The 25,104-nt window shown below is 72.0% G+C and carries 27 protein-coding genes; 17 read left to right on the top strand and 10 right to left on the bottom strand.

Annotated elements, in window-relative coordinates; translation table 11 throughout:
- Positions 1-5: 5 nt before the first annotated feature.
- The gene (locus tag ACQKM2_RS14085; RefSeq protein ID WP_427709451.1) at positions 6-1,217 is read right to left on the bottom strand and encodes an alpha/beta hydrolase; all 1,212 of its coding nucleotides are present in this window, start codon (positions 1,215-1,217) and stop codon (positions 6-8) included.
- Positions 1,218-1,359: 142 nt separating this feature from the next.
- Positions 1,360-1,746, bottom strand: coding sequence for an ArsC/Spx/MgsR family protein (locus tag ACQKM2_RS14080; RefSeq protein WP_427709449.1), 387 nt, complete (start codon positions 1,744-1,746; stop codon positions 1,360-1,362).
- 106 nt (positions 1,747-1,852) lie between these two features.
- On the opposite strand from ACQKM2_RS14080, the gene ACQKM2_RS14075 reads away from it, so the two are divergent.
- Complete coding sequence (locus tag ACQKM2_RS14075) at positions 1,853-2,110, top strand: hypothetical protein (RefSeq protein ID WP_427709447.1); 258 nt, start codon at positions 1,853-1,855, stop codon at positions 2,108-2,110.
- A gap of 55 nt (positions 2,111-2,165) precedes the next feature.
- Here the strand turns inward: ACQKM2_RS14075 and ACQKM2_RS14070 are convergent, their stop codons facing one another.
- The gene (locus ACQKM2_RS14070; protein WP_427709445.1) at positions 2,166-3,074 is read right to left on the bottom strand and encodes a thermonuclease family protein; all 909 of its coding nucleotides are present in this window, start codon (positions 3,072-3,074) and stop codon (positions 2,166-2,168) included.
- Between the two features lie 16 nt (positions 3,075-3,090).
- Positions 3,091-4,332: a PP2C family protein-serine/threonine phosphatase gene (locus tag ACQKM2_RS14065; RefSeq protein ID WP_427709444.1), complete on the bottom strand. Its 1,242-nt coding sequence runs from the start codon at positions 4,330-4,332 to the stop codon at positions 3,091-3,093.
- On the opposite strand from ACQKM2_RS14065, the gene ACQKM2_RS14060 reads away from it, so the two are divergent.
- From ACQKM2_RS14060 to ACQKM2_RS14035, 6 genes are all read left to right on the top strand, one after another.
- A complete protein-coding gene (locus ACQKM2_RS14060; RefSeq protein ID WP_427709442.1) occupies positions 4,250-4,939 on the top strand; it encodes a VIT1/CCC1 transporter family protein in 690 nt (229 codons plus the stop codon). The two genes, ACQKM2_RS14065 and ACQKM2_RS14060, sit on opposite strands and share 83 nt — an antisense overlap.
- Positions 4,940-5,031: 92 nt before the next feature.
- Positions 5,032-5,364, top strand: coding sequence for an effector-associated constant component EACC1 (locus ACQKM2_RS14055; RefSeq protein ID WP_427709440.1), 333 nt, complete (start codon positions 5,032-5,034; stop codon positions 5,362-5,364).
- Positions 5,357-6,670: a caspase, EACC1-associated type gene (locus tag ACQKM2_RS14050; RefSeq protein ID WP_427709438.1), complete on the top strand. Its 1,314-nt coding sequence runs from the start codon at positions 5,357-5,359 to the stop codon at positions 6,668-6,670. Before ACQKM2_RS14055 ends, ACQKM2_RS14050 begins: the two co-directional genes overlap by 8 nt.
- A gap of 51 nt (positions 6,671-6,721) precedes the next feature.
- Complete coding sequence (locus tag ACQKM2_RS14045; RefSeq protein ID WP_427709437.1) at positions 6,722-7,114, top strand: hypothetical protein; 393 nt, start codon at positions 6,722-6,724, stop codon at positions 7,112-7,114.
- A 114-nt stretch (positions 7,115-7,228) separates the two neighbouring features.
- Positions 7,229-8,122: a TIGR01777 family oxidoreductase gene (locus ACQKM2_RS14040; protein ID WP_427709435.1), complete on the top strand. Its 894-nt coding sequence runs from the start codon at positions 7,229-7,231 to the stop codon at positions 8,120-8,122.
- 172 nt (positions 8,123-8,294) lie between these two features.
- The gene (locus ACQKM2_RS14035) at positions 8,295-9,569 is read left to right on the top strand and encodes an FAD-dependent oxidoreductase (protein ID WP_427709433.1); all 1,275 of its coding nucleotides are present in this window, start codon (positions 8,295-8,297) and stop codon (positions 9,567-9,569) included.
- A gap of 47 nt (positions 9,570-9,616) precedes the next feature.
- Here ACQKM2_RS14035 and ACQKM2_RS14030 read toward each other — a convergent pair whose 3' ends face one another.
- Entirely contained in the window at positions 9,617-11,056 is a 1,440-nt protein-coding gene (locus ACQKM2_RS14030; RefSeq protein ID WP_125595524.1) for a regulator, read from the bottom strand.
- A gap of 173 nt (positions 11,057-11,229) precedes the next feature.
- Here ACQKM2_RS14030 and ACQKM2_RS14025 point away from each other — a divergent pair, with 173 nt between their 5' ends.
- The 5 genes from ACQKM2_RS14025 (at position 11,230) to ACQKM2_RS14005 (ending at position 14,676) form a co-directional block, all read left to right on the top strand.
- Positions 11,230-11,565 (top strand): hypothetical protein, encoded by a 336-nt coding sequence (locus ACQKM2_RS14025; protein ID WP_427709431.1) that lies wholly within the window; start codon positions 11,230-11,232, stop codon positions 11,563-11,565.
- A gap of 78 nt (positions 11,566-11,643) precedes the next feature.
- Positions 11,644-12,456 (top strand): lipoyl(octanoyl) transferase LipB, encoded by an 813-nt coding sequence (gene lipB / locus ACQKM2_RS14020; RefSeq protein ID WP_427709429.1) that lies wholly within the window; start codon positions 11,644-11,646, stop codon positions 12,454-12,456.
- Positions 12,457-12,568: 112 nt separating this feature from the next.
- Positions 12,569-13,516: a lipoyl synthase gene (gene lipA / locus ACQKM2_RS14015; RefSeq protein WP_007263733.1), complete on the top strand. Its 948-nt coding sequence runs from the start codon at positions 12,569-12,571 to the stop codon at positions 13,514-13,516.
- 253 nt (positions 13,517-13,769) lie between these two features.
- Complete coding sequence (locus ACQKM2_RS14010) at positions 13,770-13,967, top strand: hypothetical protein (RefSeq protein WP_007263732.1); 198 nt, start codon at positions 13,770-13,772, stop codon at positions 13,965-13,967.
- 10 nt (positions 13,968-13,977) lie between these two features.
- Positions 13,978-14,676: a DUF4191 domain-containing protein gene (locus ACQKM2_RS14005; protein WP_427709427.1), complete on the top strand. Its 699-nt coding sequence runs from the start codon at positions 13,978-13,980 to the stop codon at positions 14,674-14,676.
- Positions 14,677-14,845: 169 nt separating this feature from the next.
- Here ACQKM2_RS14005 and ACQKM2_RS14000 read toward each other — a convergent pair whose 3' ends face one another.
- Positions 14,846-15,313 (bottom strand): RDD family protein, encoded by a 468-nt coding sequence (locus tag ACQKM2_RS14000; protein WP_427709425.1) that lies wholly within the window; start codon positions 15,311-15,313, stop codon positions 14,846-14,848.
- Positions 15,314-15,497: 184 nt separating this feature from the next.
- Here ACQKM2_RS14000 and glnA point away from each other — a divergent pair, with 184 nt between their 5' ends.
- On the top strand, positions 15,498-16,907 hold the full coding sequence (gene glnA, locus ACQKM2_RS13995) for a type I glutamate--ammonia ligase (protein WP_427709423.1): 1,410 nt from the start codon (positions 15,498-15,500) through the stop codon (positions 16,905-16,907).
- A 91-nt stretch (positions 16,908-16,998) separates the two neighbouring features.
- Here glnA and ACQKM2_RS13990 read toward each other — a convergent pair whose 3' ends face one another.
- A complete protein-coding gene (locus ACQKM2_RS13990; RefSeq protein WP_427709421.1) occupies positions 16,999-17,961 on the bottom strand; it encodes a hypothetical protein in 963 nt (320 codons plus the stop codon).
- Positions 17,962-18,175: 214 nt separating this feature from the next.
- Here ACQKM2_RS13990 and ACQKM2_RS13985 point away from each other — a divergent pair, with 214 nt between their 5' ends.
- The 3 genes from ACQKM2_RS13985 to ACQKM2_RS13975 all read left to right on the top strand — a co-directional run bounded on the left by ACQKM2_RS13985 (position 18,176) and on the right by ACQKM2_RS13975 (position 20,201).
- Positions 18,176-19,633, top strand: coding sequence for a hypothetical protein (locus ACQKM2_RS13985; RefSeq protein ID WP_427709419.1), 1,458 nt, complete (start codon positions 18,176-18,178; stop codon positions 19,631-19,633).
- Between the two features lie 13 nt (positions 19,634-19,646).
- Entirely contained in the window at positions 19,647-19,832 is a 186-nt protein-coding gene (locus ACQKM2_RS13980) for a hypothetical protein (protein WP_427709417.1), read from the top strand.
- A gap of 90 nt (positions 19,833-19,922) precedes the next feature.
- The gene (locus ACQKM2_RS13975) at positions 19,923-20,201 is read left to right on the top strand and encodes a hypothetical protein (RefSeq protein WP_427709415.1); all 279 of its coding nucleotides are present in this window, start codon (positions 19,923-19,925) and stop codon (positions 20,199-20,201) included.
- A 37-nt stretch (positions 20,202-20,238) separates the two neighbouring features.
- Here ACQKM2_RS13975 and ACQKM2_RS13970 read toward each other — a convergent pair whose 3' ends face one another.
- Positions 20,239-20,892 carry a TetR/AcrR family transcriptional regulator gene (locus ACQKM2_RS13970; RefSeq protein WP_427709413.1) on the bottom strand — a complete coding sequence of 218 codons (654 nt, stop codon included), beginning with the start codon at positions 20,890-20,892 and terminating at the stop codon, positions 20,239-20,241.
- A gap of 85 nt (positions 20,893-20,977) precedes the next feature.
- Here ACQKM2_RS13970 and ACQKM2_RS13965 point away from each other — a divergent pair, with 85 nt between their 5' ends.
- Positions 20,978-21,748 (top strand): SDR family NAD(P)-dependent oxidoreductase, encoded by a 771-nt coding sequence (locus ACQKM2_RS13965; protein ID WP_427709411.1) that lies wholly within the window; start codon positions 20,978-20,980, stop codon positions 21,746-21,748.
- Here ACQKM2_RS13965 and ACQKM2_RS13960 read toward each other — a convergent pair.
- Both ACQKM2_RS13960 and aceE read right to left on the bottom strand, forming a co-directional pair.
- The gene (locus ACQKM2_RS13960) at positions 21,745-22,263 is read right to left on the bottom strand and encodes a DUF4240 domain-containing protein (protein ID WP_427709658.1); all 519 of its coding nucleotides are present in this window, start codon (positions 22,261-22,263) and stop codon (positions 21,745-21,747) included. The genes ACQKM2_RS13965 and ACQKM2_RS13960 overlap by 4 nt on opposite strands.
- Positions 22,264-22,380: 117 nt before the next feature.
- Positions 22,381-25,062, bottom strand: coding sequence for a pyruvate dehydrogenase (acetyl-transferring), homodimeric type (gene aceE, locus ACQKM2_RS13955; protein ID WP_427709409.1), 2,682 nt, complete (start codon positions 25,060-25,062; stop codon positions 22,381-22,383).
- Between the last annotated feature and the right edge of the window lie 42 nt (positions 25,063-25,104).

Raw genomic sequence — 25,104 nt, 5'->3', positions numbered from 1 at the left:
AGGCCTCAGCCGCCGCTCGGCTTCGGGCCCTTCATGACCTTGCTCAGGGCCTCCAGGCCCTGTTCCCTCATGCCGCGCACGTAGTCCCAGCCGTTGTGGTCGCCGCCCTGGATCTCGTACAGGTCGATCTTGATGGGGCCCTTGCCGTTCTCGCGCTGGAACTTCTCCAGCCGGTCCCGGCCGCCCTCCTTCGTCCCGTACTGGAAGTTGACGTAGACCTCCGGCCCCTTCGACTGGATCAGCTTCTGAGCCAGTTTGGCGGGGTCGTTGGCGTCCATCTCCGCCTTGTTGTTCTTCCACAGCGGGGAGTCGGGGGCCGTCTCGCCGCCGTTCGCGATCACGCCCCGGAACTTCTCCGGGTGCTGCATGACCTGCTTGAGGCCCACGAAGGCGCCGGAGGAGTTGCCCATGATGGCCCAGCCGTCGCGGGACTTGTACGTGCGGAAGTTGGCCTTGGCCAGGTCGGGGACGTCCTCGGCGATCCAGGTGCCCATCTTGGGCTGTCCGGGGATGTCGGAGCCGTCGTAGTAGTTCTTGCTGTCGGGGTTGAGCAGCGGCATGACCAGGATGAAGGGCAGGCCCTTGCCCTTGGCGGAGGCCTCCGCTATCGCCTTCTGGAGGCCGATGTTGGGCATGGTCGCCCAGTAGTTGTCGGGGTAGCCGTTGCCGCCGGGGAGGGCGATCATCACGGGGAAGGCGCTGTTGGCGTACTTCGCCTCGTCGTACTCCTTGGGCGTCCACACCCAGACGTCGCCCTCGAAGCCGGACTTGGCGCCCTTGAGGCGGGTCTTCGATATTCGGGTGCCGTCGTCGAGCTTGCTCGACTGCTTGAACTGTGCGGCGGGGCCCGTCGGCAGCGAGATGTCCGGGTCGGGGCCGTTCGCGGCCGCGCCGCCGGAGGCCGCGCCGCCCTGGGCCGGGGCCTTGGGCTTGGCGAAGGAGACGTCGTCGCCGTTGCCGTCGAACCAGTCCGTCCCCCAGTACGCGTAGCCGCCCCCGCCGGCGAGCAGTGCGGCGATCACGGCCGCGCCGATCCAGAGCTTGGCCTTGGACCGCTTCGGGCGGCGCGGGCCGAACGGCGGCTGCCCGCAGTGCACGCACAGCTGCTCCGTGCCGGCGCCGGGCCCGTGACCGGGGCCGCGGCCCATGGGCGGGTGCCCGTACGACGGCTGCGGCTGCTGCGCGTACGGCGATGTCTGCGGGTACTGCTGCTGCAACGAACTTCACTCCGAGCGGTCGGGGCTGCCCAGCGGGCGAGCGGTGGTATCTCCCTGTCAGTCCTGATGGGAGAACGTACCGTCCGGTTGCAGAACCGGCAGAATTTGCCGCAGTTTGCCGGATTTGTTCAGTCTCGGAGGCTCATCCGTGGCTGCCGGTGCCCGTGCGGGAGAGCGCGTCGCGGACGGCCTCCTCCGAGCGGGCGACCACCGCCGTGCCGTCCTCGGCGGTGATGATCGGGCGCTGGATCAGCTTCGGGTGGGCGGCGAGGTGGGCGATCCAGCGGGCCCGCGCCCCGTCGCTCTCCTCGCGCGGCAGGTCCCGTACGCCGGTCTCCTTCGCGAGGGCGTCGGAGGTGCGCGTGATGTCCCACGGCTCCAGCCCGAGGCGGCCCAGTACCTCCCGGATCTCGTCCTCGGACGGCACGTCCTCCAGGTAGCGGCGCACGGTGTAGTCGGCGCCCTCCGCGTCCAGCAGGGTCAGCGCGCTCCGGCACTTCGAGCAGGCGGGATTGATCCAGATCTCCATGCCCGCAAGGGTAGTCAGACTCTGCCCGGCCAGGGCTTTTGTCAGTGCCCGCCGGTAAAATCGAAGGAGAACGACAGGAAGCCAACTACCGTTTGGGAGGCTGTAGATGGCCGCTGCCGCGATCATTTCGATGCCCAAGAAGAAGCCGCTGCCGGCGGGCCTGCCCCGCGAGTGGTACGAGAACCACAACCGCCGCCTGAAGGCGATGCGGCTCGCGATCTCCCTGCTCGACTCGGGGACGTACGACGCCAAGCGCGCGACCAACCGCAAGATACGCACGATGGCGGTGCGGGTGGGGATCCACCGCCCGTCGAACGTCACCTGCCGGATGGTGCGGGCCTTCATCGTGGCCAACGGCGGCTGAGGAACGGGCCCGGGCAGGGGGTCGGCCGGTGAGTGGGTCACCGGCCGACCGCCGCTCACCTCTCCTCGAAGACGACCTCCGTCGGCCCGTGGGTCATCCTCAGCCGCCGCCCGCCCGCGACCACATCGTCGAGGACCTCGACGATGTGGTGCAGGCCGCTGAGGGGCTCCGAACTCCCCGGGAGGTAGTACCGGTCCTCCCAGGCCCCCGCCAGATAGGCGCGGAAGCAGGCCAAGGAGGTGTCGGCCGGGTTGAAGTCGAAGTAGTCCTTCAGCCGGCGGAAGAGCTTGGGGAGGATCACGGCTCCGTCGTCGACGGTGAGCGAGGGCAGTCCCGCGATCGCCGTCCCGGAGGGGGCCGTGGTCGTGTCCCGTGCCCACACGCCCTCCTTGGCGTCACGCGCCGCATCGGCGGCGGCGGTGAGGGAGGCGCGCATGGGCTCGGGGATGCCGGTGTAGTAGGTCGGGTAGGCCAGGCCCGCCTCGACCAGCTGGTAGTTGACCGTTTCCCGCAGCGTCCGCTCGTCGACCTCGATCTCGTAGCCGTTGAAGACCGGCGGGAGGCCCTTGCCGGCCAGGGCGACGCACCGGCCGTAGACGTCGGCCCCGCGGGCGAGGACATAGCCGGGCACGGTCTCGGGGATGGTGCTGGTGATCTTCTCGGTCTTGTCCCGGTGGAAGTCGGTGAAGCCGAGTGCCGTCAGGAGCGCGTCCGCGGCCTCGTGCGCCAGGGGCAGGGGCTGGTGCTGCACGCCGGAGGGCGAGTCCTCCTCGCCGTAATGAGTCTCCAGGGCGTCGACGCCCTCAAGGCGGATGGAGACCTGGCCGAACGCCCTCGGCACCACCGGTCGCGGCCCCGGGACGAGCTTCCAGTCGGCCACGTCGTCCGGGGTGAAGGAGATGGTGTCCCCGTCGGGCCTGGTGCCCTTTGCGCGGAAGGTTCCCCTGATCAGCAGCATGGACATGGTGACTCCCTAGGTGTCAGTCGGTTGCGTGCAGTGACAGCAGCAGCAGCGCCACGTCGTCGCGCGGGCCGCCGCCGGTGAAGGCCGCGAGGTCCCGCCACACCGCCGGGACCAGGCCCGCCGGGTCGTTCGCCAGCACCGGGACGCGGACCGCCAGCGGGTAGAAGTGCCCGGCCGCGTCGCGGGCCTCCGTGACCCCGTCCGTGTGCGCCAGCAGCCGGTCGCCCGGCAGCAGCGGCAGCTCCGCCACCGCCGGGAGGGCCGGCCCGGTCAGGCCCAGGCCCAGCGGGGGGCCCGGCTCCACGGCCACCTCCGTGACCGTGGGCCCCCGCAGCAGCAGCGCCGGCGGATGCCCGCACGACACCATCCGTACGAGGTCGGGCCCGGGCGGGAACTCCAGCAGCAGCGCCGTCGCGAACAGCTCCGGGTGCGCCACGGAGTCCGCGGCCGCGTCCGCCGCCAGCCGCCGGTCCAGCCGGGCCGCGACCGCCGCGAGCTCCCGGTCGTCCAGGACCGCCTCGCGGAACGCGCCGAGCAGCGAGGCCACCGTTCCGACGGCCGCCAGCCCGTGCCCCTGTACGTCCCCGACCACCACCCGCACCCCGTACGGCCCGGCCCGTACGTCGAACAGGTCGCCGCCGACCAGCGTCCCCCGCTGCGCGGCCCGGTACAGCCCGGCGCAGCGCACCCGGCCGACCCGCTCCGGCACCGGCGGCAGCACCGCCAGCTGCGCCGCCTCGGCGACCGTCCGGACGCTGACCAGCTGCGCGTCCCGGCGCCGCCGCACCCAGGCGATGATCACGCTGAGCAGCCCGACGGTGGCCACGGTGGCCAGGTCGCTGCCGCGGGCGTGGCCCACCCTGAGCTCGGGTACGCCGAGCAGGAGCAGCACGAGCGCGGCGAAGACGGCGGTGCCGCCGGGCCCGTACGCGAAGGCGGCCACGGCGGGCAGGGCCGCCAGGAAGTAGCCCAGCTCCTCCGTGCGGGTGGTCCACTGGGTGAGGCAGAGCGCGACCAGGGCCACCGCGGGCGCGATCCGGGCCCAGCGCGGCGGCGGTGCCCCCTGCAGCCAGCCCGGCTCCTCCCGTCCGCGTCTCACCCCTCCACCCTGGTACGGCGTCCCGGGCCGCGCACGCCGGGTGGCCCTGCCGGGCGCGGGCCGCGACAGTGGTGGCGTGGCGGACACGCGGAGCGCGGCGATCAGCACCCGGCTGAACTGGCTGCGTGCGGGGGTGCTCGGCGCCAACGACGGGATCATCTCCACCGCGGGCCTGGTCGTCGGCGTGGCCGGCGCCACCACCTCGCGCACCGCGATCCTCACGGCGGGGGTGGCCGGGCTGCTCGCGGGCTCGCTGTCGATGGCGGCGGGGGAGTACGTGTCGGTCAGCTCGCAGCGGGATTCCGAGCGGGCGGCGCTGGACGTGGAGCGCCGGGAGCTGGCGGAGGAGCCGGAAGCGGAGCTGGACGAGCTGACGGAGCTGCTGGCCGCGCGGGGCCTGACCCGGGAGCTGGCCCGGGAGGCCGCCGAGCAGCTGACGGAACGGGACGCGCTGCGGGCGCACGCCCGGGTGGAGCTGGGGATCGAGCCGGACGAGCTGGCGAACCCGTGGCACGCCGCCTTCGCGAGCCTGCTCGCCTTCACGGCCGGGGCGCTGCTGCCGCTGCTGGCGGTGGTCCTGCCGGGGGCGTCGTGGCGGGTGCCGGTGACGGTGGCGGCGGTGCTGGGGGCGCTGGCGCTGTGCGGGATCGCGAGCGCGCGGCTGGGCGGCGCCCCTGTCCCGAGGGCGGTCCTGCGCAACGTGCTGGGCGGGGCCGTCGCGATGGCCGTCACGTACGCGGTGGGCACCCGGCTGGGCGCCGGCTGACCTGTTGACGGTGGACCGGGCGGCCGGGATGGTGTGGGTGGGCGGCCGCGGAGGGGCGTGCCGTCCGGCAGGGGAGCGAGAGGGGCGGGCTGGTGGGGGAAGGTTCACTTCTTGCCGAGGTGTCGGTGTCGGACCCGGGCGAGCTGCGTTCGCTGCGCGAGCACCTGCGCCTGGTGCCCGGCGTGGACGTGGTGCAGGCCCCGGGCTCCCCGGGGGAGGGGGAGCTGGGCGTATGGGACGTCCTCCAGGTGACGGCGGTCGGCAGCGGGGCGCTCGCCGTGGCCGTCAGAACCCTTCCGGCGTTCATCCGCTCGCGCCGTTCCACCGTCACGGTCACGGTGAAGACGGCCGGGAAGACGGTGACCGTCACCGCCGCCAACACGGACGAGGCGATGGCCATCGTGGAGAGGGCGCTGGATGCCTGACGCCCTGGACCGTGACTTCTCGCGGTCACGGGCGGTCTTGATCGGCACCTGGGACTACCGCCACCTGCGACCGGTGCCTGCGGCGGAGCACAGCCTGCGACGGATGCGGGACCTGCTGACCGGCCCGCTCTGCGGCAGTTGGCCCGAGGACCGGGTGACCGTCGTCGGGAACCGGGCGAGGCTGGGCGAGTTACCGCACGAGTTGACGCTGGACCTGCGGGACGTGGTGGACGTCGCCCTGTTCTACTACGTAGGCCACGGCCAGTACGACAATGACGACAGGCTCTGTCTCGCACTGGGCGAGTCCAGCTCGGATCCAGTCCTGCGGACGACGAGCAGCCTGACCTTCGACGCCGTGCGCCTCGCCTTCCGCGCGAGCCGGGCGGCCACGAAGATCGCGATACTGGACTGCTGCTTCGCGGGCCTCGCCGCCGGCCGAGACGACAGGCTCTCGGGAGCGGACGACCTGCCCCGCTCGCCGGGCTTCTGCCTGCTGATGGCCAGCGGGGAGTTCAGCACCGCCTGGTTCGAGAGCGCGGCGGACGGTCCACGCCCCCAGACCTACTTCACCAAGTACCTGGTCGACCTCGTGGAACACGGCGTCCCGGGCGGGCCGCCCGGACTCGCCCTCGGTCCGGTCTTCCAGGACCTCGCCCACGCGCTGGTCCGCGACGGCAAACCCCCGCCGCGCAGTCGCTTCGGCGACCACGCGGCCGAATTCGTCTTCGCCCGCAACAGCGCCCATCCGCACCACGGGGCACCCCGGGGGGCGGGCCCGCCGGAGCAGGACCGGCCGACACGGTCCGGGCCGGCCTCCGGACCCCCCGGTGCACCGGCCGGGACTTCCGCACCCGGCCCGGACGCCGACGCGGTGTACGCGGCCGCCCTCGCCCTGGAGAACGGCCTGGACGGAGCCGCCGACCTCGCGGAGATCGAGTCGCTGTACCGCACGGCCGCCGATCGGGGGCACGCCGACGCGATGGCCCGCCTCGGCCTCGTCCTGGAGGGCCGGACCCGGGCGAGGCTCCGGGGGGAACTCTTCAGGGAGACCTCCGACGCCGGCGTCGAAGAGGCGATGCACTGGTACCGGAAGGCCGCCGACCACGGCAGCGTGTTCGGGGCCTTCTGGCTCGGCCTCCTGTACGAGGACCGGCTGGGGGACGCCGCCGAGGCGGTGAAGTGGTACGAGACGGCCGTCCGCGGCGGGCACGAGGGCGCGAGGGAGGCACTGAAGGGGCTGCGGGACAGGCTCTCACGGGGACTCGGTCCGCTGAGCCACGCGGCCGGATTCAAGGAGGCGCCCTGATCGAACCGCTCGACCGGACAGGCGGGGCAGCACGAGGCAGAGGGGGCCGGAATGGTCAACAGGTACGCGGAAGAGCAGCTCGTGATCGTGGCGAAGATGCTGATGCGCACGGTGACGAGGCGGGAACGAGCGCGTTTCGACAAGAACCACGACCGGTGGCTGAGGGAGGAATGGCACGGAAGCGAGATGCGCGCCGTCGTCGCGTGCCTGGCCGCCGTGTCCAGGGCGTGCGGCGGCCCCCGCGGCGAGTGGGGCACGCTCACGCAGGAGGAACAGAGCGCCGTCGTCCGGTACTTCGGCATGACGTACCTGCCCACGCAGGACGAAGCCTACGAAGACGCGGAGGAGTTCGTGGAGACGGAGGTCCGCGGCCTCGACATCGGCCTGAAGGGGCTCGCGCAGCACCTCGTGCGGGCCTTCTCCGGTTCCCCCGGATCCGCATAGACCCCCGGCCCCGCCCCGCACCCGACGGACGGAGTCCGGCGCAGCGGCGCGTGAAGAAGGCGCCCCGGCGCCGAGCCGCGCGAGCGGCGCGTCAAAAAAGGAAACACTGGGGGCATGCGCATCGCCATCACCGGAGCCTCCGGACTCATCGGCAAGGCCCTCGTCCGCTCCCTCCACGCCGACGGCCACGACACCGTCCGCTTCGTGCGGCGCGACCCCGCCCGGGAGGGGGAGGCGCGGTGGGATCCGCGGACCGGGTACGTCGACCCCGACGGGCTGCGGGGGTGTGACGCCGTCGTGCACCTGGCCGGGGCCGGGGTCGGGGACCACCGGTGGACGGAGGCGTACAAGAGGGAGATCCGCGACAGCCGGGTGCTGGGGACCGGTGCCCTCGCCCGGGCCGTGGCGGCGCTGGACGAACCGCCGGGCGTGTTCGTGTGCGGGTCGGCGGTCGGGTACTACGGGGACACGGGGGAGCGGGCCGTCGACGAGTCCGCCCCCGCCGGCAGCGGGTTCCTGCCCTCCGTCTGCGCCGAGTGGGAGGCCGCCGCCGCCCCCGTCCGCGAGGCCGGGATCCGGACCGTGTTCGCCCGCACCGGACTGGTGGTCGCGGCCGGGGGCGGGGCCTGGGGGCGGATGTTCCCGATCTTCAAGGCCGGCCTCGGCGGACGGCTCGGCAGCGGCCGCCAGTACTGGTCGTTCATCTCCCTGCACGACGAGGTCGCCGCCCTGCGGTTCCTGCTGGAGACCCCCGGCCTCGAAGGGCCCTTCAACCTCACCGCCCCGCAGCCCCTGACCAACCGCGAGGTCACCGCGGCCATGGGCCGCGTACTGCGCCGCCCGGTCGCCTTCGCGGTCCCCGCCCCCGCCCTGCGCCTCGTCCTCGGGGAACTCTCGCAGGACGTGCTGGGCAGTCAGCGGGCGCGCCCCGCCCGGCTGTTGGAGTCCGGGTTCACGTTCACGTACCCCGGTGTCGAGGAGTCGATCAGGGCGGCCATGGGCGAGTAAAAGCGGGTAAAGGCGGGAGCAGGGGCGGGATCGTGTGCGACCGTTCGTGACCCGTGTGCGACCGTCGTGCGACCGGAGTTGTGCGCAATCCCCAGCCGGACTCGGGTTCTCCCGTAGCCCGTTGGGGGAAGGAGGATCCCCACACAGCCGCGCCGACCTCGGGGAGGGGCACGTGCTCAGCAGCTCACACCATGCCGCACATCACGCGGACGTCGTCATCGTAGGAGCCGGAGTCTCAGGACTCGCGGCCGCGCACCACCTGATCGCGGCAGGGGTCACCGTCAGCGTCCTGGAGACGGCCGACGACCCCGGCGGCCGCATGGCCACCGCATCGGCCGACGGGTTCCGGCTCGACCGGGTCGGCCAGCTCCTCAACACCGCCTACACCGAACCGGCCCGCACCCCGGGCCTCTCGGGGCTGGTCCTGCGCCCCTTCGCCCCCGGCGTCCTGGTGCACGGCGCCGACGGCAGGCAGCAGCGGGCCGGGGCCCTGACCCCCGCCCGCGCGCTCGCCAGCGGCTCCCTCGACCAGGCCCGCTTCAGCGCCGCGCTCGGCCGGCTCGCGGCGCTGCCCCTGGACCGCGTCCTCGCCCGGCCCGAACGCACCGCCCTCGCCGCCCTCGGCTCCCGCGGCCTGCCACCGCGCACCGTGACCGGCGTCCTGCGCCCCCTGCTCTCCACCCTGCTCCGCGACCCGGAGCTCACCACGTCCAGCCGCGTCGCCGACCTCGCGCTGCGCACCTTCGCCAGAGGCCGCCTCGCCGTGCCCGAAGGCGGCGCCGCCACCCTGCCCGGCCTGCTCGCCGCCGCCCTGCCGCCCGGCACCGTCCGCACCGGCATCCGCGTGCGGTCGGTGGCGACCAACCTCGTCACCACCGAGGAGCACGGCGACTTCGGCTGTCGCGCCGTCCTGCTCGCCACCGGGGCCCGGGCCGCCGCCGAACTCCTCCCGGGGCTGCGCGTCCCGGCCTTCCACGAGGTCACCGTCATCCACCACGCCACTCCCGAACCCCTGCCCTGGGACGGCTCCCTGCTCCTGGACGCCGACCCGAAGTGGCCGCTCGCCCACACCACCGTGATGAGCGCGATCGACCCCACCCGGGCCCCCGCCGGCCGCAGCCTGGTCACCACCACCGTGCACGGCCCGCCGCCGCCCGCCCGGACCGTCGCCTCCCGGCTGGCCCGGCTGTACGACACCCCGACACGGGACTGGGAGCTGCTGGCCGTCCACCACACCCCGGAGGCCGTCCCGGCGATGCCCCCGCCCCACGACAGGCAGCGGCCCGTACGCGTCCTGGCCGGGCTCTACGTCTGCGGCGACCACCGCGACTCCAACACCGTCCAGGGCGCCCTGCACTCCGCGCGCCGCGCCGCGACCGCCCTGCTGCGCGACTTCGGCATCCCGCTGCCCGCCCGGCCCGAGCCCGCCGTCCCGGCGGCCGCCTGAGCACCACCGGCCACGGGCCCGGTCCCCTCGGGGGCCGGGCCCACCGGTCAGCTCAGCGCCGACACCCGGTCCCGGTAGGTCCGCACCGCCGCCGCGTCCCGGTACGGCTCCAGCCGCCGCTCGAAGTCCCGTACGTACTCCACCGCGCGCACCGACCGCATCTCCATCGCCTGCTGCGCCGCCTCCGCCCCCAGCGCGCACGCCTGGTCCAGCTCGCCCAGCCCCAGCCGCGCCGTGGCCAGCACCACCCGGCAGAACAGCCGCGACCGCGCGAACCCGGGCGCCCGCAGCTGGAGCGAGCGCTCCGCGTGCTGCGCCGAGGCCCGGTACTGCTGGAGGTCCCGGTGGCAGTGCCCGAACTCGTCCGCGAGCTGCCCCTCGTCGAACAGCCGCGCCCAGTGCGGTACGTCGTCCCCCGGCCGGGCCGCGCCCAGCGCCCGCTCCGCCCGCACCAGCGAGGCCGTCGCCGCCCGCACCTCGCCCAGCACCGCGTGCCCCCGCGCCTCCGAGGCGTGCAGCAGCGACTGCACCACCGGCGGCGGCCCCGAGCCCACGCCCTGCTGGGCGACCCTGGCCAACTGCACCGCCTCCCGGCCGTGCCCCAGGTAGACCGCCTGACGGCTCATGGTGATCAGCACGTACGACCCGTACGGCCGGTCCCCGGCGGCCTGCGCCAGCCGCAGCGCCTGGACGAAGTACCGCTGGGCCAGGCCGTGCGCGGCGATGTCGTACGAGGTCCAGCCCGCGAGCCGGGTCAGGTCGGCGGCCGCGGCGAACAGCCGGCGCCCGGTGGTCTCCCCGTAGGTGCCGCGCAGCATCGGCTCGGCCTCGTGCTCCAGGTACCGCACCAGGGCCTGCCGGGCGTGTCCGCCGCCGTAGGTGTGGTCCAGGGTCCGGAACAGCTCGCTGACCGAACGCAGTGCCGCGATGTCCCCGCTGGTCACCCGCTGTCCGGGCCCCCGGTCGATCTGCCGCTGCCGGGGCACCGAGGTACGGCCCTGGGTGGGGACCCGGTGCGCGGCGGGGTCGGCGCCGCGGCCGACGCGTTCATCGGCGCGTCCGATGAGCCAGTCCCGGCTGGGCACCACCAGGCCGGCCGGGGTGAAGGCGATCTTGCGGAGCTCGGCGTGCGAGCCGGAGTCCTTGCGCCACAGCCCGCTCGCGATGTCCACGGCCTCCTCCGGGGTGGCCGCGAACTCCAGCCCGGCGTAGACGGGAGCGCACGCGTCCAGGCCCAGATCCTGTGCCGACAGCCGCCGCCCGAGGCGCCGCGTGAAGACCTCCGCGATCAGCGCCGGGGTGGTGCCGCGGGGCTGCTGGCCGCGTAGCCAGCGGGTCACCGAGGTTTTGTCGTACCGCAGGTCCAGACCGTGTTCCAGACCGAGCTGGTCGACACGGCGGGCGAGCCCGGCGTTGGAGAACCCGGCTTCCGCGATCAGTGCCGCGAGCTGCCGGTTGGGGACACGCTGGGCAGGTCGTTCGGTCATCGGCTCCACGGTTTCCGTACGTGACGGACCGGGGTCCCGGCCCTGTGAACGGCGTGAATGTAGCGGCCAACTCCCCTCACACCGCCCTCTCTGCCCCACATTCATCCGATCGTGTGCAGAATGGGTAGGGCTCTTTACGGACCGACCCACTCGGTCCGCGTACTCTGCGCCACATGACCCGCCGTCCCCACGGGGCGTACCTCCCCGACCCCTCCGCGGAATCCACCGCCCCGCTGCCCGCCCCCGAGATCACCGAGGCGGAGTGCCGCCGCTGCGGCACCCTCATCGCGGGACTGGACGGGCGCTACGCGTGCGGGGTGTGCGGCTGGGTCAACGACCACTCCGAGGGCCACCGCAGGCTGCCCAGGGCCGACGAGGACCCGGACCGGCCGGCCGCGGGCCGCAGGCGCCCCCGCCGGCTGCCCGCCGGCCCGCCGCCGGAGGCCGGTGCGGGACCTGCGTCGGGACCTGCGCCGGGGCCCGTGCCCGGGCCCGTGCCGGGGGCCTGAAGGGCCGCGCACGGGTCGCCGTACTCTTGACCGGAGTGCGATAGGTGCACACAGCAGGTTCAACGAGGAGGCGCTGCGGTGACTGAGCTTCGGTTTGTCCATCTGGGCTTCGGGCCGGAATCCGTCGAGTACACCGAGGCCTGGGAAGAGCAGCGCCGGGTGCACGCGGCCCGCTTCGCGGACGAGATCGACGACACCTGCCTGATGGTGGAGCACGAGCCGGTCTACACCGCCGGCCGCCGCACCGACCCCAGCGAGCGCCCCCTGGACGGCACCCCGGTCATCGACGTGGACCGCGGCGGCAAGATCACCTGGCACGGCCCGGGCCAGCTGGTCGGCTACCCGATCATGAAGCTGCCCCGCCCCGTCGACGTGGTCGCCCACGTGCGCCGGCTGGAGGAGGCCCTCATCCGCACCGCCGCCGAGTTCGGCCTGGAGACCACCCGGGTCGAGGGCCGCTCCGGGGTCTGGGTGCTCGGCGACCCCGTGGAGCAGCGCCCGCAGATAGGCGGCCTCTCCCTGGACTTCAGCGTCCCCGCGCCGGACCCGCGCAACGGCGACGACGAGTTCGACGCCCGCCTCCACGGCCCCGAGTACGCCCCCTCCAACGCCGGCCAGCGCCGCGAGGACCGCAAGCTCGCCGCCATCGGCATCCGCGTCGCCAAGGGCGTCACGATGCACGGCTTCTCCCTGAACGTGAACCCGGACAGCACCTGGTTCGACCGGATCATCCCCTGCGGGATCCGGGACGCCGGTGTGACCTCGCTCTCGTACGAACTGGGCCGCGAGGTCACCATCGCGGAGGTGCTGCCGGTCGTCGAACGGCACCTGAAGGACGTGCTGGAGCACGCCGAGCTGCGGCCCCGCGAGACCGAGGCCGCGGGGGCCTGACCGGCCCGGGGGAATGCGTCCGGCCGGCCCCCGGTTGGCGGACGTAAGAGCGTACGAATTTACGGGCGTACCCTGGTGGGCGCCGAAGAATCGAAGTCACAGGGAGCCGGTCGTGTCCGCAGTCGCACCCGACGGACGCAAGATGCTGCGCCTGGAGGTCCGTAACAGCCAGACCCCCATCGAGCGCAAGCCCGAGTGGATCAAGACCCGGGCGAAGATGGGCCCCGAGTACACCAAGATGCAGGCCCTGGTGAAGGGCGAAGGACTGCACACGGTGTGCCAGGAAGCCGGCTGTCCGAACATCTACGAATGCTGGGAGGACCGCGAGGCCACCTTCCTCATCGGCGGCGACCAGTGCACCCGGCGCTGTGACTTCTGCCAGATCGACACGGGCAAGCCCGAGGCCCTGGACCGGGACGAGCCGCGCCGCGTCGGCGAGTCCGTGGTCACCATGGACCTGAACTACGCCACCATCACCGGCGTCGCCCGCGACGACCTGGCGGACGGCGGCGCGTGGCTGTACGCCGAGACCGTGCGCCAGATCCACCAGCAGACGGCAGGCCGCGAGGGCGGCCACACCAAGGTCGAGCTGCTGGCCCCCGACTTCAACGCGGTCCCGGAGCTGCTGGAGGAGGTCTTCGCCTCCCGCCCCGAGGTCTTCGCGCACAACGTCGAGACCGTGCCGCGCATCTTCAAGCGCATCCGCCCGGGCTTCCGCTACGAGCGCTCCCTCGACGTGATCCGGCAGGCCCGCGCCTACGGCCTCGTCACCAAGTCCAACCTGATCCTGGGCATGGGCGAGGAGCGCGAGGAGGTCTCGGAGGCCCTGAAGGAGCTGCACGAGGCCGGCTGCGAGCTCATCACCATCACCCAGTACCTGCGGCCCTCGCCGCGGCACCACCCCGTGGAGCGCTGGGTGAAGCCGGCCGAGTTCGTGGAGCTGGCGAAGGAGGCCGAGGAGATCGGCTTCTCCGGTGTGATGTCCGGCCCGCTGGTCCGGTCGTCGTACCGCGCGGGCCGCCTGTACAACCAGGCGATGGAGAAGCGCGCCGCCGTCTGATCCGGCGGCCGCCCGGCCGTGCATGACCGTGCGTGAGTGTGAACTCACGCACAATACCTACCAATGGGTAACACCGCATCGACGCGGCCCCTAGGCTCTTTTCGTGTGAGGAGCCCGGCGGGCCGCGTCTGTGTTTGCAACGTGTCAATCACATTTGACCGACCGGTCATGCCCTGGTAACACCAGTCAGTGACGCTGGATCCACGCACCGCACACGCCCACGATGCGAGCAGCGAGAGTAGGGGTCGACATCATGCAGGCCGCGCCAGTCCGCGCCATCGCCATTCCGTCCGTAAGCGAGGCCTTCCGTGGCCTGGAATCGCTGCTCATGAGCGGTGCCCGGCGCAACGCCTGGGCCGCCGTCCTGGAGGACCGCCGCCGGGCGAAGGACCGCGTGGAAACCGAGCACGTACTCGAGGCCGCGGCGACCCGGACCCCGCAGGACACGTAAACTTCGCCTTATGGCGAGGAAGTCAAACGCAGAGACTGCTGCGAACCCCGGGCGACTGAAGCAGATCGCCCTGACGTACAAGATGACGCGCAAGGCCGACCCGCAGGTCGGTCTGATCGTCGCGGGCGTGGGAATCGTCACCTTCGGTGTCTTCCTTGCGATCGGCTTCCTGATCGGCCACCCGGTCTACCTGGGCATCCTGGGCCTCCTGGTGGCGTTCCTCGCGATGGCGATCGTCTTCGGGCGGCGGGCCGAGCGGGCTGCCTTCGGGCAGATGGAGGGGCAGCCGGGCGCTGCCGCGGCCGTACTGGACAACGTGGGACGGGGCTGGACCACGACCCCGGCCGTCGCGATGAACCGGAACCAGGACATCGTCCACCGGGCCGTCGGCAAGGCGGGCGTCGTCCTGATCGCGGAGGGCAACCCGAACCGGGTCAAGGCCCTGCTCGCGGCCGAGAAGAAGAAGATGGCCCGGATCATGCCCGACGTCCCGGTCCACGACTTCATCGTGGGCACCGGCGAGGGCGAGGTGCCCCTCAAGAAGGTCCGCACCACGCTGCTGAAGCTGCCGCGCGTCCTGTCCGGCGAGCAGATCACGATGACCAACGACAAGCTCCGTGCCATGGGTGACCTCATGAGCAACATGCCGGTCCCGAAGGGCCCGATGCCCAAGGGCATGCGCATGCCGCGCGGCGGAAAGATGCGCTGACGCACTCCTCGTACACACACAGGGGCGCCCCCGAAGCCGGATGGCTCGGGGGCGCCCCTGTGTGTATACGACCGGTGCTTTCCGGCCACCGCCGCCGTACGCGTACACCTCTACACGCGGGCGGTGGTGCGCCGCTGGTGCACCACTGGAACCGGACCCGGGTCCGGGACTAGATCCGGACCTGGACGGCGCCCGCGAGGCGGTCGTGCAGTCCGCGCCCGTCGCGGTCCCAGATCAGCGCCGGGATGACGAGGGCCAGCAGCAGGGTCCGCAGCACCACGCGGGGGATGCTCAGGCGGCCGCCGCCCTGTCCGACCACCCGGAGGCCGACCATCCGCTTGCCGGGGGTGAATCCCACGGTGCCCACGGTCAGCAGGGTCAGGGAGAGGAAGAGCGCGAGCGTCCAGTTCCCCGCGGCGGACAGATCGCCGTGGGTGATGAGCCCGTACGCGATCAGCTGGCAGCCGATCCAGTCGATGAGGACGGCGCCGAGCCGGCGTCCGAAGCGGGCCGCGGAGCCGGGTCCCGACTGGGGCAGGCCGAGCCGCTGGCCCGGATAGCCGAAGTCGACGCCCATCTCCTCGGCGGCCGCGCGCGGGCCGGAGAGCCAGGAACCGATTGCTTGCCTGTTGTCCACTCCACCACGGTACCGGTGCTCCTCCACGGGACCTGGACCGGACCCTGGTTAACTTGTGCGAAACAAATGGGTCATGCTTGGGAAATCCCGTCTGCTTATGGTCGGTCAGCGTGCGGCACCGCACTGACGCACCACGAGCTACAAAGCCCGTCCCTGCCCCGGGACCGGGAGTAGGAGGAGTTGGATGTTCAAGAACGCCGACGAAGTGAAGCAGTACATCGAGGAGAACGACGTCAAGTTCGTCGACGTCCGCTTCTGCGACCTGCCTGGTGTGATGCAGCACTTCACCATCCCGGCGCGAGCGTTCGACCCGGCGGAGGAGCTCGCCTTCGACGGTTCCTCGATCCGCGGCTTCCAGGCGATCCACGAGTCCGACATGGCGCTGCGTGCCGACATCACCACCGCGCGCCTGGACCCGTTCCGCAAGGACAAGACGCTCAACATCAACTTCTTCATCCACGACCCGATCACGGGTGAGGCCTACAGCCGCGACCCGCGCAACATCGCGAAGAAGGCCGAGGCCTACCTCGCCTCCACCGGCATCGCCGACACCGCGTTCTTCGGCCCCGAGGCCGAGTTCTACGTGTTCGACAGCGTGCGCTTCGCGACCTCCGCGAACGAGGGCTTCTACCACATCGACTCCGAGGCCGGCGCCTGGAACACCGGCTCCGAGGAGAACAACCGCGGCTACAAGGTCCGCTACAAGGGCGGTTACTTCCCGGTCGCCCCGGTCGACCACTTCGCCGACCTGCGCGCCGAGATCTCCCTCGAACTGGACGCCCAGGGCCTCCAGGTCGAGCGCCAGCACCACGAGGTCGGCACCGGCGGCCAGGCCGAGATCAACTACAAGTTCAACACGCTGCTGGCCGCGGCCGACGACCTGATGCTCTTCAAGTACATCGTGAAGAACGTCGCCTGGCGCAACGGCAAGACCGCGACCTTCATGCCGAAGCCGATCTTCGGCGACAACGGCTCGGGCATGCACGTCCACCAGTCCCTGTGGGCCGGCGGCGAGCCGCTCTTCTACGACGAGGCCGGCTACGCGGGCCTGTCGGACACCGCCCGCTACTACATCGGCGGCATCCTCAAGCACGCCCCGTCGCTGCTCGCCTTCACCAACCCGACGGTGAACTCGTACCACCGCCTGGTGCCGGGCTTCGAGGCGCCGGTCAACATGGTGTACTCGCAGCGCAACCGCTCCGCCGCCATGCGCATCCCGATCACGGGCTCGAACCCGAAGGCCAAGCGCGTCGAGTTCCGCGCGCCGGACCCGTCCTCGAACCCGTACCTCGCCTTCGCGGCGCTGCTCCTCGCGGGCCTCGACGGCGTCAAGAACAAGATCGAGCCGATGGAGCCGATCGACAAGGACCTCTACGAGCTCTCGCCCGACGAGCACGCGAGCGTCCCGCAGGTCCCGACCAGCCTCGAGGACGTCCTCAAGGCCCTGGAGGAGGACCACGAGTACCTCCTGGCCGGCGGTGTCTTCACCCCCGACCTGATCGAGACCTGGATCGACTACAAGCGCACGCACGAGATCGCCCCGATCGCGCAGCGCCCGCACCCGCACGAGTTCGAGCTCTACTTCGACCTGTAAGAAGCAGCGGCGGCGCCCGGCAGGCTGCCGCCCGGGTGTGATCAGCGTCGGCCCCATCCGTCAGGGTGGGGCCGACGTCGTGTCTGCGGAGCTATGCCGCCGACGGTTCGGGTACGCGCCAGCTGATGTGGAACCGCTGGTCGGGCGGAAGACCGAACCTGCCCACCGGAACGATCGCCTCGATGAGGTACCCGCAGATCTGATGGTGGGCTTCTTCGGAGAGCTCGTGCCAGGTCTCCGGGGTGGCGGTGAGGATCTCCCGCATCAGGGACGTGTCCGATTCCGCACGCAGCATCTCGATGCGGTGCTCGCGGTCCATGCCGTCGTCGGCGTGCATGGCGCCGATCGACCGCTGGAGGAGGTTGGGCTCGACGGCCAGTCGCCGCAGGACCTGCCGGCAGCCGTAGTGGAAGGCCGCGAGCGCGTCGGCCGCTTCCTGCCCCGGGTGGTGGTAGCCGAAGGGGCTGCCCGCCTCGACGCCCACGTAGTCGCCCTTCAGGGTCCGCAGGAGGGCGCGCAGCGCGAGCTCGGGACCGTGCGCCTCGATGAGGCGGACGCCGGCCCGCACCCAGTCGTCCTCCGAAACCGTCGGCTCGTGCGGCACCGCGAGTGCGGGGTCGATCTGGATCGCATTGAACGGGTTGATCATCAAGCCGATGACCGCCTCGGCGGTCCACCGCCCGTCGTCCGTGCCCCATCCCTGGGAGAGGTCCAGCTCCCGGGCCGACTTCACGGCGCCGGCGTCCCCTTCCCGCACCGCACGCCACAAGGGCAGGAACCGCGCCACCTCGGCCGCCGGATCCCGGGGCGGATCGACACAGGCCGCGGCGAGCACCGCCACGATCGACTGCAGGGTCTCCCAGCGCGGGACGGTCAGGCCCTTGAGGGCCGTGCGGACTCCCTCGTGACTGATGAGACCCGGGTGATCGCCCTCCGCGATCTGAGCGCTCACCCTCCGCATGCTGGGGTGCCCGGCCGCCCGGTGCAGTTCTTCCAGAGCGTCCACCAGCTCCCGGTGGGCCGCGTTCGAAGCAGGGGCGGTGTCGCTGGTCATGGTGCGGCGGTTTCCTTCGGTCGGCGGGGCGACGGTCCAGACGGCCGTCAGATCGTGCCAAGAGCGTAGGAGGGGCAGGTGGGGTACCCCATGTCAGATTGCGCCAACTTCGCGGGCCCGGGTGTCAGGGGAAGACAAGCGGGCTGGGACGGTCCGCAGGATGGATGCAGCGCCGTGAGCGAACCGGCGCGTCTTCCCGAGGAGCTGACTGCCCGTGCACATCCCCGAGTACGCCCGTCCTCTGATCCGGTCCGCGCTGCCGACCGTCCCCTCGTCCCGGCAGGTGGGGGCGTTGGACTGCTGCCTGTGCGACGAGCCCTTCGGGGAGAGGGCGGTCGTACCGCTGGGGCCGAGGCCCGATGCGGGACTGTTCGCCTGCCGTCCCTGCCTGACCCGGTTGGTCGCCAGGGCGCGGCGGGCCCGTGACGCCTCGGTGGTCCAGGACGCCGAGCGGGCCGCGGCGGAGTCCGCTGCCTGGCTGCCGGTGCGGGAGCGGCACCTGGCCCGGATGGACGGCGTGCGGGAGGCCGCGGAAGCCGTTGCCGGGCTGGCCCGGGGCGACGGCGTCGAGGCGCTGCGGGTCGCCTGGCTCCTGATCTCGCTGGAATCGGCGTACACCTGGGTTCCGGACGCGCCTGAGCCGCCCGCTTCCGTGGACCGCGAGGACCCGGAGATGAGGGACGAGGCCTTCCGGCTCGACCTGGCCATGATCTCGGCGCGGGAGGCGGTGGCGGAGCGGCTCGCCTATCACCTGATCAACGAGGTGCAGCCGGTGGACCCGGAGATGTGCGAGGAGTACGAGTGCCCGGAAGGGTGCTCGGGGCGTCATGACTCCTCACACATCGATTGCGGTCCGGACGCCGTCTACGAGGATCTGGCGGAGCACGGGATCACCGTGGAGCCTCCGGAGCCCGAACCGCTGGGGCCGCTCCTGGCCGCCCTGCTGGGGAGGGCCGGCGCGGACGGGGAGGCCCGCTCGCCGCTTCCGGCGGTGGAGGAGCCGGCCGCCGCCGTCCTCGCGCACTGCGGGGTCGACGCGGACGACGCCGATGTGCTGCTGAGCGCCGCCGCGGTCGGGCTCGTCGTCGACGCCTGGCGGGAAGGACCACTGGAGGCGATTCGTGCGGCGGGCGACGGTCCGAGCGACGGTCAGGTCCTGGCGCAGAGCGCCGATCTGTACCACCGGGCCCGTGCCGCGCTGGCAGCCGCGGAGGACGACGGACCCGAAGCGCTGCGCGCGTTCGCGGCCGTCGCCTCGGCCGTGGACCTTCCGTGGGCCGGAGGCACGTGTTTCACGCTCCGGTCGGTGTCCGGTTCCGCGGCGGAGTTCGTGCGGCACGTCGAGGACCGGGTCCGGTTCACCGCCGAGCTGATGCGTGCGCAGGGCTGGCGTGCGGGGCTGCTGCACAGGGCCGGTTCGGCCGTGCTCAAGGAGCCGGCGCACTTCGGCATGCCGGGTTGGCAGGGGGTGGTCGCTTCGGCGATGGACCGCCTCGCCGTGCTGGACCGATCGGGCGCCCCCGGGGCGATGGCCGACCTCGTGGAGGTGCGGACCGCACTGCTCGAAGCGCCTGACCGGCTGGGTGTGGAGGCTCTCGACTGGCTCTGCGGCCGAGTCGCGCTCGGCGGTCCGCCCGGTGCGGAGCCCGGAGGGCCGGCGGGGACGGCGTGAGGGAGGCCCGTAGATGACGTGGGACCGGATGACCCTCGCCCTTCTCGCCTCGTTCGGCCTCGTCACGCTGCTGCTGATGCAGATCGGCGAGGTGCTTTCGAAGCTTCCGCCGATCATTCGTGCGTGGCGCCGGGTGCGGGACGAGCTGAGCGGTGGGGGCCGGAGTGAGGGCCGGGGCGAGGGCGAGGGCGGGCCCTGAAGCGGTCCGCTGCTTTTGACAGCTCGCCTGATCGGAGTAACGGTTGATAGGACCTAAAAGCCCGATAAGCGCTATTTGTATCGGAGGTGCATGAAGATGCGCCGTAGGATCGTCGGAGCCGTTGTCGCCGGGGCCGCCGGACTCACCCTGGGTCTGCTGCCGGTCGCGAACGCCTCCGCACACGACGGTGGCCGGGACTCGCGCTCGGACTACCGCCACTCCAACCACTGGGACGACGACGACTGCGGTGGGAACGGCCGCTGGAGCGACCACGACCACGGCTGGAACGACAGCGACTGGGGTCGTTGGGACAACGCCGACTGGCACGGCCACGGTGGATGGAACGACGACTGGGGCGGCTGGCGCTGACCGCCTCGCACCCCCTCTTCCGGTGCCCCTGTTCCGCTCAGCGGAGCAGGGGCATCGCGCCGGTCAGCTCGCGCAGGGCGCGGACCGCGAGGTCCGCGGGGGAGCCTGGGCCCGAGACCGGGGCGTCGCCGGCGGACCACAGTTCCAGGGAGACGCGGATCGCGTCGGTGGCGGCCGCCGCGAGCAGGCGTACCGACATCGGGTCCGCCTCCGGGCCGGCCAGCCGGGCCACCACCGGGACCAGGCGCTCCTCGGAGTCCTGGTTCACCCGGTACCAGACCGCCCGCAGCGCCTCGTCGGAGGCGGCCGCGCGGAGCAGGCCGCGGGTGACCTCCAGCCCCTCCTCCACGGCCTGGGAGTCGCTCAGCGAGCGCGTCACGGCCCGTTCCAGCGCCTCCGCCAGGGGGGTTCCCGGGCGCTCCTCGGCGAGCAGCGCCCGCCAGGCGTCGCCGCCGCCCGCCAGCAGCGGGGCCACGGCCTCCTGCTTGTTGCGGAAGTAGCGGTAGAACGTGCGCAGCGCGACCCCCGCCCGGTGGGCGATGTCCTCGGCGGTGGTGCCGTCGGGGCCGTGCGCGGCGAAGAGCTCGCAGGCGGCGCGCGCGATGTCGAGCTGGGTGGCGGCCTTGCGGCGCTCGGTCAGCGACTGGGTTCCGGGGCCGCTCTGGGGGGAGTACGGGCGGGGAGATCTCACGGGTGAAGACTACGCCAGGACTAGCTGAAGAATGCATTTCATGCCAGTCTGGCAAAACGTGTCACGTCCTCGGTAGGCTCGCCCCATGAACCGTTACGAAGGACGTCGCGTCCTCATCACCGGCGGCGGCTCGGGCATCGGCCAGGCCACCGTCCACCGCATTCTCTCCGAGGGCGGCCGCGTCCACGCCGTCGACGTGAACGAGGCCGGACTCAAGGCCACCGCCGAGCAGGCGGCCGCCGAGGGCAACGCCGACCGGCTGACCACGGCCGTCCTGGACATATCCGACGAGGCCGCCGTCAAGACGGGCGTCGCCGCCGCCGTCGACGCCCTCACCGGCATCGACGTCCTGGTCAACGCGGCGGGCATCCTGCGCTCCGCGCACACCCACCAGACCACCCTCGACCTGTGGAACCAGGTGATCTCGGTCAACCTGACCGGCACCTTCCTGATGATCCGCGAGTCGCTCTCCGCCCTGCTGGCCGGCGAGCAGCCCGTCGTCGTCAACTTCAGCTCCACCTCGGCGAGCTTCGCCCACCCCTACATGTCCGCCTACGCGGCCAGCAAGGGCGGCATCCAGTCCATGACCCACGCACTGGCCGCCGAGTACAGCAAGCAGGGCCTGCGCTTCGTCTCCGTCGCCCCCGGCTCCATCGAGAGCGGCATGACCACCGGCACCGGCCCCGGCCTGCCCGAGGACACCGACTGGAGCCTGTTCGCCAAGCTCGCCCCCGCCCTCGGCCAGGGCTTCGCCGGCCCGCAGACCGTCGCCGGCGTCGTCGCGATGCTCGGCTCCGAGGACGGCGCCTTCATCACCGGCACCGAGATCCGCATCGACGGCGGAACCCACTACTAAGGGCGGAACCGGTCCCAGAGCCGGGGGAAGCGCTCCGCCAGCACGGCTTCGTTCTCGAAGTCCAGCGGGGCGCCCTCCGGCTCCTCCGCCTGCAACGGGATGCCCAGGTCCGGGGCCACCACCCCGGTCAGCTGCTCGTACGCCTCGTCGGCCGCGTACCCCAGCTCCTCGCCGTCCCCGTCGATCTCCTCGTCGAAGTCGCCCAGCAGCTCCGCCAGCCGGTCCGGATCGTGCACCCCGCCCTCGAAGACCTCCCGGCCCTGCCCGATCAGCCAGCACCGGAAGTAGTCGAACGCGTCGTCGCTCGCCCCGTCGAGCAGCACCCACGCCGCGCCCCACAGGTCCCAGGTGTACGCCCGGTTGTACCGGGACTCGAAGTGCCGCGCGAAGTCCAGCACGGAGTCGGGATCGAGCTGCGCCAGCCGTTCCACGAGCAGCTCGGCATGCTCCTCCGGGTCGCCCTCAGCGGCCTCGCGGGTACGGTCGACGATCTCCCAGAACTCCGTCTCGTCCATCACGGGTCCAGCATCACGGCTCCACCCCCGCGTCGCCACCGCTCGTACGGCCAAAGGCCGGTGTCCGACCCCCTTTGGGGTTGGACACCGGCCTACGGCACTTCAGCGGGACACGGCTCAGAGGCCGTAGCGCTCCCGGGCCTCCTTGACGGCGGACGCCGGCACCTCGCCGCGGCGGGCGAGCTGGGCCAGCGAGGCCACCACGATCGACTGGGCGTCGACGCCGAAGTGGCGGCGGGCGCCCTCACGGGTGTCGGACAGACCGAAGCCGTCCGTACCCAGCGAGGTGTAGTCCTGCGGCACCCACTGGCTGATCTGGTCCGGGACCTGGCGCATCCAGTCGGAGACCGCCAGGACCGGGCCCGGGGCGCCCTCCAGCACGCGGGTCACGTACGGGGTGCGCTCCTCGCCGCGCAGCAGCGCCTCGTCGCACTCCAGCGCGTCGCGGCGCAGCTCGCCCCACGAGGTGGCGGACCACACGTCGGCGGCCACGTTCCAGTCGGCGGCCAGCAGCTTCTGCGCCTCCAGGACCCAGTGGATCGCCGTACCCGAGGCCATCAGCTGGATCTTCGGGGCGTCGGCGGCCGGGGCGGCCTCCAGGGCGGCGGCCGTGTTGAACCGGTACAGGCCCTTGAGGATGCCCTCCTCCACGCCCTCGGGCATGGCCGGCTGCACCTTCGGCTCGTTGTAGACCGTCAGGTAGTAGAAGACGTCCTCGGGCTGCTCGCCGTACATCCGCCGCAGACCGTCCTTGACGATCACCGCGATCTCGTACGCGAAGGCCGGGTCGTAGTTGAGCGACGCCGGGTTCGTGGACGCGATCAGGTGCGAGTGGCCGTCGGCGTGCTGGAGGCCCTCACCGGTCAGCGTGGTGCGGCCGGCGGTGGCACCGACGATGAAGCCCTTGCCGAGCTGGTCGGCGAGCTGCCACATCTGGTCGGCGGTGCGCTGCCAGCCGAACATCGAGTAGAAGATGTAGAACGGGATCATCGGCTCGCCGTGCGTCGCGTACGACGTGCAGGCGGCGATGAAGTCGGCCATGGCGCCGGCCTCGGTGATCCCCTCGTTGAGGATCTGGCCGTCCTTGGCCTCCTTGTAGTACATCAGCTGGTCGCGGTCGACCGGCTCGTACGTCTGGCCCAGCGGCGAGTAGATGCCGGCCGACGGGAAGAGGGACTCCATACCGAAGGTACGGGCCTCGTCGGGGACGATCGGCACCCAGCGCTTGCCGGTCTCCTTGTCCCGCATCAGGTCCTTGACGAGGCGGACGAAGGCCATGGTGGTGGCCATCTCCTGCTTGCCGGAACCCTTGATGAGCGGGGCGAAGGAACGGTCCGCGGGGGCGGGCAGGGCGACCTGCTTGACCTTGCGGGCCGGGGCGGGGCCGCCGAGGGCCGCGCGGCGCTCGTTCAGGTACTGCACCTCGGGGCTGTTCGCGCCCGGGTGGCCGTAGGGCACCTTGCCGTCGACGAAGGCGCTGTCGGGGATCGGGAGGCCAAGGAGGTCACGCATGTCCTTGAACTCGTCGACCGTCAGCTTCTTCATCTGGTGGTTCGCGTTCTTCGACTCGAACCCGGCGCCCAGCGTGTAGCCCTTGACGGTCTGCGCGAGGATGACCGTCGGCGCACCCTTGTGCTCCAGGGCGGCCTTGTACGCGGCGTAGACCTTGCGGGGCTCGTGGCCGCCGCGGGAGCTGTGGAAGCACTCGGCGATCTTCGCGTCGGAGAGCAGGCCGCCCAGGGCGACGAGCTCGGCGTTGGCGCCGAAGAAGTGCTGGCGGATGTAGGCCACGTCGCGGGTCGCGTACGTCTGGAACTGCGCGTCGGGTACCTCGCGCAGGCGGCGTACCAGGGCGCCCGTGGTGTCGAGCTGGAACAGCTCGTCCCAGGCGGAGCCCCACAGCGACTTGATGACGTTCCAGCCGGCGCCGCGGAACTGGGCTTCCAGCTCCTGCACGACGCGGAAGTTCGCGCGGACCGGACCGTCGAGGCGCTGCAGGTTGCAGTTGATGACGAAGGTCAGGTTGTCGAGCTGCTCGCGGGAGGCCAGGGCCAGGGCGGCGGTCGACTCGGGCTCGTCCATCTCGCCGTCGCCGAGGAAGGCCCAGACGTGCGAGTTGGCGGTGTCCTTGATCCGACGGTTCTGCAGGTAGCGGTTGAAGCGCGCCTGGTAGATCGCGGACAGCGGGCCGAGGCCCATGGAGACCGTGGGGAACTCCCACAGCCACGGCAGGCGCCGCGGGTGCGGGTAGGACGGCAGGCCGTTGCCGCCGGACTCCTGGCGGAAGTTGTCGAGCTGCTGCTCGGAGATGCGCCCGTCGAGGAAGGCGCGGGCGTAGATGCCGGGGGAGGCGTGGCCCTGGATGTAGAGCTGGTCGCCGGATCCGTCGGCCTCCTTCCCGCGGAAGAAGTGCTGGAAACCGGTCTCGTACAGCCACGCGGCGGAGGCGAAGGTGGCGATGTGGCCGCCGACGCCGTACTTGGAGCCGCGGGTCACCATGGCGGCCGCGTTCCAGCGGTTCCAGGCGGTGATCCTGGCTTCCATCTCCTCGTCACCGGGGAAGGCCGGCTCGGCGGAGGTGGGGATGGTGTTGACGTAGTCCGTCTCCAGCAGCTTCGGCAGGGCGAGGCCGGCGGCCTCGGCGTGCTGGAGCGTGCGGCGGAGCAGGTATTCGGCGCGGCGCGTACCGGCGGCCTTTGCGACGGCGTCGAGGGAGGCCGCCCATTCGGCGGTCTCCTCGGTGTCGCGGTCCGGGAGCTGGTCGAGCTCGCTCGGAAGCTTTCCTACGGGGTCGGACATCGGTGTGCGCCGCCTTCCGGACAAAGGAGAGGAGGTGGTGAA

The sequence above is a fragment of the Streptomyces sp. NPDC004126 genome (assembly GCF_050275515.1).
Classification (GTDB): Bacteria; Actinomycetota; Actinomycetes; order Streptomycetales; family Streptomycetaceae; genus Streptomyces.
This window is presented reverse-complemented; position numbering and strand designations above follow the sequence as displayed.

Bases quoted from the DNA above. Each gene is read 5' to 3' on its own strand.
- ACQKM2_RS14065 (WP_427709444.1), bottom strand. From the start codon at position 4,332: ATGATCCCGTCGTTGGCGCCGAGCACCCCCGCACGCAGCCAGTTCAGC.
- glnA (WP_427709423.1), top strand. From the start codon at position 15,498: ATGTTCAAGAACGCCGACGAAGTGAAGCAGTACATCGAGGAGAACGAC.
- ACQKM2_RS14010 (WP_007263732.1), top strand. From the start codon at position 13,770: ATGCAGGCCGCGCCAGTCCGCGCCATCGCCATTCCGTCCGTAAGCGAG.
- ACQKM2_RS13980 (WP_427709417.1), top strand. From the start codon at position 19,647: ATGACGTGGGACCGGATGACCCTCGCCCTTCTCGCCTCGTTCGGCCTC.
- ACQKM2_RS13960 (WP_427709658.1), bottom strand. From the start codon at position 22,263: ATGGACGAGACGGAGTTCTGGGAGATCGTCGACCGTACCCGCGAGGCC.
- ACQKM2_RS14075 (WP_427709447.1), top strand. From the start codon at position 1,853: ATGGCCGCTGCCGCGATCATTTCGATGCCCAAGAAGAAGCCGCTGCCG.
- ACQKM2_RS13990 (WP_427709421.1), bottom strand. From the start codon at position 17,961: ATGACCAGCGACACCGCCCCTGCTTCGAACGCGGCCCACCGGGAGCTG.
- ACQKM2_RS14025 (WP_427709431.1), top strand. From the start codon at position 11,230: ATGACCCGCCGTCCCCACGGGGCGTACCTCCCCGACCCCTCCGCGGAA.
- aceE (WP_427709409.1), bottom strand. From the start codon at position 25,062: ATGTCCGACCCCGTAGGAAAGCTTCCGAGCGAGCTCGACCAGCTCCCG.
- ACQKM2_RS14030 (WP_125595524.1), bottom strand. From the start codon at position 11,056: ATGACCGAACGACCTGCCCAGCGTGTCCCCAACCGGCAGCTCGCGGCA.
- ACQKM2_RS14005 (WP_427709427.1), top strand. From the start codon at position 13,978: ATGGCGAGGAAGTCAAACGCAGAGACTGCTGCGAACCCCGGGCGACTG.
- ACQKM2_RS14040 (WP_427709435.1), top strand. From the start codon at position 7,229: ATGCGCATCGCCATCACCGGAGCCTCCGGACTCATCGGCAAGGCCCTC.
- ACQKM2_RS13975 (WP_427709415.1), top strand. From the start codon at position 19,923: ATGAAGATGCGCCGTAGGATCGTCGGAGCCGTTGTCGCCGGGGCCGCC.
- ACQKM2_RS14080 (WP_427709449.1), bottom strand. From the start codon at position 1,746: ATGGAGATCTGGATCAATCCCGCCTGCTCGAAGTGCCGGAGCGCGCTG.
- ACQKM2_RS14050 (WP_427709438.1), top strand. From the start codon at position 5,357: ATGCCTGACGCCCTGGACCGTGACTTCTCGCGGTCACGGGCGGTCTTG.
- ACQKM2_RS14070 (WP_427709445.1), bottom strand. From the start codon at position 3,074: ATGTCCATGCTGCTGATCAGGGGAACCTTCCGCGCAAAGGGCACCAGG.
- ACQKM2_RS14045 (WP_427709437.1), top strand. From the start codon at position 6,722: ATGGTCAACAGGTACGCGGAAGAGCAGCTCGTGATCGTGGCGAAGATG.
- ACQKM2_RS13965 (WP_427709411.1), top strand. From the start codon at position 20,978: ATGAACCGTTACGAAGGACGTCGCGTCCTCATCACCGGCGGCGGCTCG.